General features: G+C 67.9%; 10 protein-coding genes. 6 read left to right on the top strand and 4 right to left on the bottom strand.

What is annotated here, in order from left to right; all coding sequences use genetic code 11:
* Positions 1–683 precede the first annotated feature (683 nt).
* Positions 684–1,190, bottom strand: a complete 507-nt coding sequence (locus CW362_RS41330) for a protein-tyrosine phosphatase family protein (protein ID WP_103554735.1) — start codon at positions 1,188–1,190, stop codon at positions 684–686.
* A gap of 99 nt (positions 1,191–1,289) precedes the next feature.
* On the opposite strand from CW362_RS41330, the gene CW362_RS41325 reads away from it, so the two are divergent.
* Both CW362_RS41325 and CW362_RS41320 read left to right on the top strand, forming a co-directional pair.
* On the top strand, positions 1,290–2,093 hold the full coding sequence (locus CW362_RS41325) for a nuclease-related domain-containing protein (protein WP_103554734.1): 804 nt from the start codon (positions 1,290–1,292) through the stop codon (positions 2,091–2,093).
* A 120-nt stretch (positions 2,094–2,213) separates the two neighbouring features.
* Complete coding sequence (locus CW362_RS41320) at positions 2,214–2,726, top strand: GNAT family N-acetyltransferase (RefSeq protein ID WP_103554733.1); 513 nt, start codon at positions 2,214–2,216, stop codon at positions 2,724–2,726.
* 72 nt (positions 2,727–2,798) lie between these two features.
* Here the strand turns inward: CW362_RS41320 and CW362_RS41315 are convergent, their stop codons facing one another.
* Entirely contained in the window at positions 2,799–3,482 is a 684-nt protein-coding gene (locus CW362_RS41315) for a hypothetical protein (protein WP_240658328.1), read from the bottom strand.
* Between the two features lie 439 nt (positions 3,483–3,921).
* On the opposite strand from CW362_RS41315, the gene CW362_RS41310 reads away from it, so the two are divergent.
* Positions 3,922–4,140 (top strand): hypothetical protein, encoded by a 219-nt coding sequence (locus CW362_RS41310; RefSeq protein WP_103554731.1) that lies wholly within the window; start codon positions 3,922–3,924, stop codon positions 4,138–4,140.
* Positions 4,141–4,923: 783 nt separating this feature from the next.
* Complete coding sequence (locus tag CW362_RS41305) at positions 4,924–5,418, top strand: transposase (protein ID WP_276313765.1); 495 nt, start codon at positions 4,924–4,926, stop codon at positions 5,416–5,418.
* Between the two features lie 272 nt (positions 5,419–5,690).
* On the opposite strand, the gene CW362_RS41295 is transcribed toward CW362_RS41305, so the two are convergent.
* The gene (locus CW362_RS41295) at positions 5,691–5,885 is read right to left on the bottom strand and encodes a hypothetical protein (protein WP_162684414.1); all 195 of its coding nucleotides are present in this window, start codon (positions 5,883–5,885) and stop codon (positions 5,691–5,693) included.
* A gap of 222 nt (positions 5,886–6,107) precedes the next feature.
* Here CW362_RS41295 and CW362_RS41290 point away from each other — a divergent pair, with 222 nt between their 5' ends.
* Positions 6,108–7,544, top strand: coding sequence for a DNA phosphorothioation-associated putative methyltransferase (locus CW362_RS41290; RefSeq protein WP_103554728.1), 1,437 nt, complete (start codon positions 6,108–6,110; stop codon positions 7,542–7,544).
* Positions 7,545–7,565: 21 nt separating this feature from the next.
* Here CW362_RS41290 and dndA read toward each other — a convergent pair whose 3' ends face one another.
* Positions 7,566–8,717, bottom strand: coding sequence for a cysteine desulfurase DndA (gene dndA, locus CW362_RS41285; RefSeq protein WP_206301216.1), 1,152 nt, complete (start codon positions 8,715–8,717; stop codon positions 7,566–7,568).
* 267 nt (positions 8,718–8,984) lie between these two features.
* Here dndA and dndB point away from each other — a divergent pair.
* Positions 8,985–9,861, top strand: an 877-nt coding sequence (gene dndB / locus CW362_RS41280; RefSeq protein WP_240658326.1) for a DNA sulfur modification protein DndB, incomplete at its 3' end; no start/stop codon positions are given.

Raw genomic sequence — 9,861 nt, 5'->3', positions numbered from 1 at the left:
CGGCGCGGGCGGGGGCGGCAACGGCGCCGGCGACGAGACTGCCGGCGGCGAGGGCCATACCGATTCGGGTGTATGCGGACCGCAGGGACATGGAGGGCTCCTCCAGGAGGGGGCGAAGCTGACTTATCGCCACATTAGGATCGGGAGCCCGGTAACGCAGTCCACGCTCGGCCATCGGGGACGCCCGGCCCCCGCCGCTCCTCTTGAGGGAGCGTCAGCGCCGTCACCGCACCGCCGTCCGGGGCGCCGGCGAACCCCGGACGCGCACCCGGGACCTCCGCCGGGCCCGCGCACCCGGCTGCCCGCGGCCTTTCGGCCGCCGTACCGTCCCGCCGTACGTCGTACGCGTTCCACGGCCCGAGGCCCGCCGCGGTCGTCCGGACGGGCCGCGACCTCGGGGCGTACGGCCGTGACCGGGCCCAGAGCGCGGATGCGGGCGCCGGGCGCCGGGCACCGTCACGCCCCTGACCGCCCAGGCGCCCGCCCCGCCACGGCCGACCACGGACGCCGAGGCGGCCGGAACCCTGGCCGCGGCCCGGCCGGGGCGCCCGAGGCGGGGGTGGTGCCCGCGGCCGGGGTGGCACCCCCGCCGTACGAGAGCCCGACCGCCCCTGCTCCTGCCCCCTGACCCTCGGTCCCTGCTCCTGCTCCTCCTGCTCCTCCTGCTCCTCCTGCTCCTCCTCCTACTCCGCGAGTTCCTCGAGGAGGCGTGCCGTGGGAAGCCCGGCCCGCAGGTACTCCACGAACAGTTCGTTGTGCAGCGCCCAGGGCGAGCGCCGGGCCCTGATCAGCCGTATCGCGTCGTCGGCGGTGTGCCCCGCCAGGGTGAGCGCGTGCGCGACGACCAGCCCCGAGCGGTTGTACCCGTGAAAACAGCGGACGAGCACCCGGCGCCCGTCCTCCAGGGCGTCGTCGGCGGCCCGCGCGAGCCGTATGACCCCCATGAGCTGAGTGCCGTCCAACGGCCCGTCCGGGATCGGCCACACATGATGCTCGATCCCCGGGTCGGGCCCGTGCCCCGGTTGTCGCAGCAACGTCAGGACCAGGTCGAACTCATCGTGTACGACGGCGGATTGCGGCTGTCCCGAACGCCCCGCGAACTCGTGGCCGCCCATCCACAGGCCGGGCACGATCTCGCTCCATGGGCTGTCCGGGGCCGGAACGTCTGGATATCTTCTGCGAGTTCGCAATAGCGCCTCCCACCCATCTGCCCCAACTCCCGCCAAAGGTAACCGGGTTCTTGCCCGCGGAGCACCCCGCCTGTTCCCATGGTCATGGGGTGATGGTGCATGAACGGACTGCGCGTCGTACCGGCCCGGCGGCACGGACAGGACCGCCTGTACGTGTGCCTGGCCGACGGGAGAAGCGTCGCCTGGTACGACCGTGACACGGCCAGGGTCAATCTGCTCAGCGAGGACCGGCGCGAGGACGTGCTCGGCGTGCTGGGCCCGTTCCTGAGCGGCCCGGTGACGGTCGGACCGCCGCCCGTCCCGACCCCGGCCGAGCTGGCCCGGCTGACGCTCCACCCGGACGACGACCTCGCGCCGAACCGGCCCGGAGAGGCCCTGGTGATCGACCTCGACCGGGATCCGGGCCCGGCGCACCGACTGCGCCCCGACCCGCGCCGCCGCGCGCTCGCCGCCGAGCAGACCGTCGGCGCGGCCCTGGACCGGCTGGAAGGAGGCGGCTGGCACACCCTGCACTCGGTGCCGCTCCCGGGCGGCGACCGCATCCACCACCTGCTGATCGGTCCCGCCGGCCTCTTCTGCCTGCACTCCCTGTACGCCCACAAGCAGCGCGTCCTGGTCGCCGACCCGATGGTCACCGTCGGCCGCCGCGAACCACACCCGCTGCTCCGCCGGCTCCGCGCCGACGCCGACCGCGCGTCCCACGCCCTGACGGCCGAGGTCCACCCCGTCCTCGCCGTGGCCGGCCCCGCCCGCCTGGACACGCCGGTGCCCGCGCGTGAGGTCCGCGTCCTGCGCGACACCGACCTCGCGGGCCTCGCGCGGCTCGGCGGGGTGCTCAAGCCCGCGGACGTGGAGGCGCTGCACGCGATGGCCCGCGACCGGCACACCTGGCTAAGGGTCTGACCCCGGCCCGGCACCGCGGCCGTCTCGCGGAAAGCCACATGCGAAGCCTCGAAGCCTCGAGATCTTGAGGTCTCGAGACCCTGGAGGAAGCGGCACACGGGCCCGTGTGAAGATCGACGCGTGAACGATCTGGAGTTCCGCCCGGCTGTCGGCGAAGACCTTTCCACCCTCGTGCGCCTGCGGGACGATGCGGCCCGCTGGATGAACTCCCGCGGCACCACCGGCCAGTGGCAGCCCGGCGAACTGGGGGAGGACCACTTCCGCCGGATCATGGAGGACGGAGAGGTCTGGATCGCGGAGATCCACGGCCGTGCGGTGGGCGCCTGGGAACTGTGGTGGGCGGACCCGGACGCCTGGGGCCCGCAGCCCCCGACGGCCGGATACGTGCACCGCTTGATGGTCGACCACACCCGTGTCCCGCCGGGAACGGGCCGCAGCCTTCTGCGGGCCGCCGAGCGACGCGTGGCCGGGGCGGGCCGCACCCTGACCCGCCTGGACTGCCTGGCGGGCAACGACCGTCTGACCGCGTACTACCTCGACGCCGGCTACCGGGTCGTGGGCAGCAAGAAGGGGAAACCACAGCCGGGCGGCACGACCAAGTCGTTCACGCTCCTCGAGAAGCCCGTGCGATAAGAGGGCGTAACTCTGGGAGGTGATGGCCGTCCTCCGCAGCCCGACTGGCCCCGGGGCCGCCCCGGAAACCCTTCAGCCGTCGGTGCCGCTCAGGTCCAGCAGTTCGTCCTCGGCCGGCGGCTTCACCTCCAACGGCTCGTCGAAGGCGCTGAACGTGGTCGTGGTGTGGAAGTCGGTGCCCTTGTAGTCGACTTCGAGGAGATAGGGCTTGCCCTCGGCGGCGACGTAGAGCGTGTACGTACCGTTCTCGACCTTCTCGTCGGTCACCACCAGCGCGATGGCCCGGCGGCCGTCGACCGAGGCCGCCCCGCTCTTCTTCGCCCTGCCGAACGCGGTGAACGGCCAGGTGCAGTCCGAGAGCCCGTCACCGGGTACCGACTCGCTGGACGGCTTCTTGATCCAGCGACCCGGCTCGGCCGCGCTCGGCGTCTTCCGCCCCGACCACTGCTCCAGGTAGGCACGGTTCGGCCGGATGTAGTCCGTCCCTTCGATCCGGATCTGCTCGAGCGCGGCGCCCGATTCCGAGGACGACTTGAAGGTGCAGGTGGCTCTGAGGTCGGTCGTCAGATGGTTGGCGGAGCGTTTCCCACCGGCAGAGCGGACGTCCCCGTCGACGGTCACAGACTTGAGCGACTTCATGGTCCTGTACGCGTCGTCGAGCAACTGCCCCGCGGAGCGCTCGTCCGTCGCCGCGCTGCCGGAACAGCCGGTCGCGGCAGCCCCCGACGCCAGACAGACGGCAGCGGCTGCGACCACGGCCGAGATCTTCCTCAAAGCGCCCCCAGAGTCATGAACATGATCGAATGTGGAGCGAGAGCCTACTCGGCGACCACCCGCCCGTCCCGCGGCTTCCCTGCTCGAGAACGGCACGGCACGCTGAACTGCCGGTGGCCGACGAGACGGCAGGCGAGCCGGAGGAGCACTTCGCACACCGGCCGGACTCGCGGTCCCGCAGCTGTCCGAACACCGGGAGCCACGCAACCGGGCGAACGACCTCTCGATCACCCCACGGCGGATTTCAGGGCCGGAGCCGTGCCGTGTTCCACGCCGGCCGATGCTGCGAAGATCCCGCGCGGCACGCCCGACCCGCTCCACGGAGACGACCCCACACCGGAGAAGGCGTCCGTGAGGAGATCACCCCATGCTGCTTCCGCGAGTGGCAAGATCCCGGCAACGCAGAGGCGGGAGGATTTCGGTGGCGAAGCAAGTCATACGTCCGAGCGACGTGAACCCCTCGGCCGAGATGGCCGAGTTCCAGTTCTGGAAGTGCCGCCGGTGCGGAGCCGAACCCTTGGGCGTGTTCGTGGACGAGCGGGGCCGCTACCACTACCGGCACGACGACCCTGATTCCCTGGACCCCCACACCGACGTCGTACCCCTCGGCTATGTGGACGGGATCCTGACCCGGTTCTGAGACACAGAACCACGCCGCCCCGGTACCGCACTCTTACGCGGCCCCGGCGAAACGGACCACATCCACAGCGATGCGGGCCACCACCGGAGTAGCAGGCGTACGGAAGACCGACGACCGCCCGGAGCAGGACCTCACCGATCCCCACCCTCACCCGAGACAACACCTCAAGACACCACACACCCCGCCCACAGGACCACACCGAGCCACATCCACCCGCACCTACACGAAGCCCCCGCCTCCAACGCTTCCACTGGTGACGGAACCTTTGGACACCTCACGAGGAGCGCCCCGGCAGGATTCGAACCTGCACACACGGCTCCGGAGAGGCCTGCGGTCCCGGACGTATACCCAGGTCGTAGCCTCCTCGTCATCTGATTTGCGGCCACTCGTCCACGGATAGTCCACGAGCCGACGTCACCCAGGCGCACGACGATGCGCTGCGCGTTGGAGTCGAGACCCACCGCGACGGAGGATCCGTGGGTCGGGCCATTGCGGGATCAGCGGCGCTGGTCTCGAGCAACCTCTAGTGGCCCGGCGGCGGCCCGCTCAACGCAGGAAGCAGACTCCGTCGCCGTAACGGCACGCAAGCGGACGGAAACACGCGGAAATCCGGCGAGACGTCAGGATCCCGCCGAGTGCCGGGCCGCTGCCCGGCGATGCCTACGAACTCGCCTTCGCGCCGGTGCGGTTGATGTCCGACGCGGAACTGCGGGACAGGTTGGGGACCACGCCCGGCAGAGCGTCCAGCGGTACTCGGCCGCCGCGATCACCGACCGCTGGTAAGTGCGTTGTCGCGGATACGACGCCAGCAAGTCACGTGACGGGCGTAAGCGCCACATCTTGACCGATACCGACGGTCTGCTCCTGGAGGTGACCGTGACCACGGCCGATGTGCACGACGCCAAGGCCGCCCCCGCACTGCTGGAGACGTTCATGGACCATTCGGGCCGGCTGCTGAAGCTGGTGTGGGTCGACAGGGCCTACCAGGGCCCCGCACTGGCCGAAGCGTTCGCCCGTCACGGGGTGCGCGTCGAGGTCGTACGCCGCCTGGACGGGCAACACGGCTTCGTCGTACTGGCCCGCAGGTGGGTGGTGGAGCGAACGCTGAGCCAGCTCTTCCGCTCACGCCGCCTCAACCGTGACCACGAACGACGCCTCGATCACCACGCCCAGATGGTGTGCTGGGCCGCCGTGATCAGGCTGCCCCGGCGCCTGGCGGCAGACGCTCCGCGCTGGCCGGAGAAGCGTCCAGGCCGACTGCTTCGGACGCGGGCATGAACCGTCCGTCCCTCGCCTGCACCAGCCAGCCCCGCTTTTCCAGCACGTAGGCACGGTGACGGATCTTCTCCACCTCGTTCTTGATCTCCGCTTCCCAGCCCACCGCCCGCGTCAGCTCCACTCCGTTCACCGGCCCCGAAGCAGCCACCGCCGCGGCGAACACCTCCCGATACAGGCCGCTGAGCACCTCCTTGCCCATGCCCGACCGCCACACCGGCGGTCGCGGGCCATGCCCCGCGCCGGAGCCGCGCGATCCCACAGCAGCAGCCGTCTCACCACCAGACGGCACGGAAACCGGCGAGTTCCAGCACCGACACCAGCTCCTCACGCCCCACCCGGGCCCGCTCGACCCGCGCCCGCGCGGCATCCACCTCCGCCTGGGCCTGCTCCAGAACCTCCGTCCAGGACTCCAGATCCTGCCTCGCCCGCGCCTCACGCTGTTCCATCAACCCCAGCACCGACGGCATCGCACCCTCCTCGATCCACAACAAGCCGTCCGCTGCCTGCCCCTACACCTCCGCGATCGTGCCCCGCACGCGAAGAAGTCCCTGTTCATCGAACAGGGACTCCCTTTGCCACAACGCATTCAGGCCGAGCGCAGGACTCGGCCCTGACCCTCTGGAAAGTCTCCCGCCAGCCAATTCCCCTGACTAAGCTTGCCATCAGTGCCTGAGACGCAGCGAGGCTCGATGCAGAAGACCTGGAACAGCGACCGCCGCCGTACAGCCATCGGCCGCGCAACCCTGTCCGTACCCGTCCGTCAGGCCCTCGCTGACAGGCAGCTCACCCCGGACCGGACGGTTCTCGACTATGGCTGCGGCCGCGGTGACGATGTCCGGGCTCTAGAACGACTCGACTGCAAGATCACCGGATGGGATCCGTACTACCGCTCTGGCTCCCGCGCCGAACCCTCATCCGTCGTCCTCCTCACCTACGTACTGAACGTGATCGAGGACCCGGCAGAACGCCGGGAGACTCTGAAGCAAGCCTGGGAGCTGGCAACTACCATCCTGATCGTCTCCGCTCGCCTTACCTGGGAGAAGTCCAAGGTTCGCGGCGAAGCGTTCGGCGATGGCCTGCTCACCAGCCGTCAGACGTTCCAACACCTTTACGGTGCCAGCGAGCTGCGCTCGTACGTCGAGGAGGTCACGGGGGGTCGGGTCGTCTCGGCATCCCCTGGCATCGTCTACGCCTTCAAAGAAGATGCCGCGCGCCTCAGCTACCTCGCGCAGCGGATCGTCCCAGATGCCGAATGGCTTGCATCTGAAGACACTGCGACCGCAATCACCGCACTTGTCGACTACGTGGAGCGGCGAGGCCGCCCTCCCCGCATCGACGAGATGCCGCGTGCCACCGCGGAGCTCCTGGCACACCTTAAGCCGAACGAGCTCAAGCGTCTTGTCCGAGACTCAGCCGACGCCGACAAGATCTCCGAGGGGGCCAAGCGCTCGACCCTGAACACCCTGCTCTACCTAGCTGTGGAACTCTTCAACGGCCGCGGCCCGTTCAGCAGCCTCCCGGCAAGTGTGCAGTTGGACGTACGCGCCTTCTTCACGTCCTACAAGGAAGCCTGCCAGCGCTCAGACCGTCTGCTTCTCAAGCTTCGGGATGACGGATACGTACGCGGCGCGATGAATGCGTCACAGGTCGGAAAGCTGACTCCAACAGCCCTATACGTGCACCGAAGAGCCCTGGATCAAATGCCCACCGTGCTAAGGCTGTACGAGCACTGCGCGTCGATCGCCGTCGGCCGCCCGCAGGACTGGACAGTGGTCAAGCTGAGGCACCAGGGGCGCGCGGTCTCTTGGCTCGACTACCCAGACTTCGACAAGGATCCGCACCCGCGGATCCTCTCCTCCTACCAGGTCGACCTGAAGACGCTTGAGACGTCACATACGTCGTACGCGAACTCCGCCAACCGTCCGCTGCTCCACCGCAAGCACGAATTCCTTACCGTGGACGACCCCGAAGTACCCCGCTACCGGCGGCTCACCGAGTCCGAAGTGAGGGCGGGTCTCTACGAGCACCCGCATATCATCGGTACCGAGAACGGATGGGAAGCCGAGCTGATCAGATGTGGGCGTGAGCTGCGAGGGCACCGCCTGGTGCGGCGCCCCACAGACTGACTCTCTGCCCTGAGAGAGTAGTTACGAAGCCGCCGGCTGCGCGCGGGCGATCGTCTCGGCCAGCTCTTCTGGGCTGAAGTCGGCAACTTGGCTGGGGAACCACGAGAACCGCAGCCCGTTCGTAGCTACCTCAGGAGGCAGCCCCATAGCCGTCAGAACGTGGCTCGGCGTGTACGAGGCGCTGGTGCACGCCGACCCCGTCGCCACGGCGACCTGGCCCTTCAACCGTACGATCAGCGCTTCCGCATTGAGGCCGTCGAACGTCACGTTCAAAATGTGCGGCACGGAGTGCTCGGCGTCCCCATTGATCCGGAAGCGAGTCTTGCCCAGGGCAGCAAGTAGGCGCTCACGCATCGCGACGGCATCTCGCTCCCATCGAGCCTGCCCCTCCTGAAAGAGCTTTGCTGCCTCATACAGACCCATGATCAGCGGGACTGGGAGTGTGCCAGGCCGGAGCTTTCGTTCCTGTCCCCCGCCGAACATGATCGGCTCCAGCGGGGCCTTGTTCCAGCCGCGCCGACGAGTGATCAGTGCTCCCACCCCCTTCGGCGCCCCGATCTTGTGGCCGCTGATGCTGATCAGGTCGATGGGCGCCATGAGATCCTCGGGGATCTTGCTGTAGCCCTGGGCCGCATCGACGTGGAAATAGGTGGAGGTCTCCCGAAGCTTCTCTGCGAGCTCGGCGACTGGCTGGACCACTCCGGTCTCGTTGTTCACATGCATCAGGGAGACCAGGAGGGTGTCCGGGCGGAGCTTCTCCAGCACAGCTTCCGTCGTGACCCTGCCAGACGGTCCAGGCTCTAGAAAATCAACCTCGAATCCCCTGCTCTGCAGGTGCATGAGGGGCTCGATGACCGCTTTGTGCTCGATGGCGGACGTGATGATGTGGCGCCGTTGATGCTTCTCCCCGTACGGCGCCATGCCCAGGAGAGCGATGTTGTTGGACTCCGTCGCTCCGCTGGTGAAGATGACCTCTTCCGGTTGGGCTCCGACAGTTTCCGCCAGGAAGGTCCGCGCCTCCTGGACCGCCGCCTTCGCTCGCGTCCCGTACTCGTGGGTGCGGCTGCCCGCGTTCCCGAAGTCTTCGGTCATCCAGTGCAGCACCACGTCAGCAACGCGAGGGTCCACCCGCGTCGTCGCTGCCACGTCCAGATACGCCACCACAACAGCCACCCACTTCTAAGACGTTTTCCTGTCATCGCGTACGTCAATCCGTTAACGTACACACGTGACGTGCTGACGCACAGCAGGACCTCACCGTGTACGTCAACACCAACCTCGACACACGTCATCCCCGTGGGTGGCGATACGCCAAGAACGACACACGCAGCTCAGCGATGGCGTGCCCTACCTCCACTGTGACCTGCGCACACACCGGAGGAAGCGTTGGTACGTCATCCGATTGACGGCAGTCGCCGCGAGTACGTTAAAGTCGCTGAAGTGGAGAACGAAGCTGTGGCACCTGCGACCCGGGTAGTCGCCCCACGCACATCCACCGGGTTCGAGTACATCTTCCCGGCGATCCGCGGCATCCAGGCGGGTCGGGAGTACTACGTCTCGATGTGCCCGCTACGCATCATCCCCAAGATCTTCATCTTCGACGAGGACGAACTGTCCGCTGAGCTGCGGGCGCAGCGCATCCTGAATAAAGGGCGCCTTCCCACGCTCTCCAAGTACATCTTGGACAATCCGGATGATTACGTCTTTAGTGCTCTCACTGCTTCCGTCGACGGAACCATGGAGTTCGAGAGCCACAGCACTGACGGGACCGGCTTCCGCACGGGCCAGCTGCGTATCCCTATGGACTCCCGATTTCTGATCAACGACGGTCAGCATCGTCGCGCCGCCATCGAGCTCGCCCTCAAGGAGAACCCCGACCTCGGCGAGGAGACGATCGCGGTCGTTTTCTTCCACGACGCGGGTCTGGTTCGGTCCCAGCAGATGTTTGCCGACCTCAACCGGCACGCGGTTCGCCCGGCGCGCTCCATCGGCGTGCTCTACGACCACCGGGATCCGTCCTCCCAGGTCGTACGCGTCATGGCTGGCCGCTCGCGCATCTTCAAGGGCTACGTCGAGATGGAGAAGAGCAATCTCTCCGCGCGCTCGCGGATGATGTTCACCTTGAGTGCCCTCTATTACGGCACCCAAGCACTCCTCCAGGGCTTGAAGATCAAGCACGATGCAGCGGTCGATCTTGCCCAGTCGTACTGGGAGGAGATCGACAAAGCCCTGCCAGAATGGGCCATGGTTCGGGAGCGGGAGCTCTCCGCAACGGAGATGCGCCGCGACTTCATCCACAGCCACGGCATCGCTCTCC

The organism is Streptomyces populi (genome assembly GCF_002911015.1).
GTDB classification, from domain to species: Bacteria; Actinomycetota; Actinomycetes; order Streptomycetales; family Streptomycetaceae; genus Streptomyces; species Streptomyces populi.
This window is presented reverse-complemented; position numbering and strand designations above follow the sequence as displayed.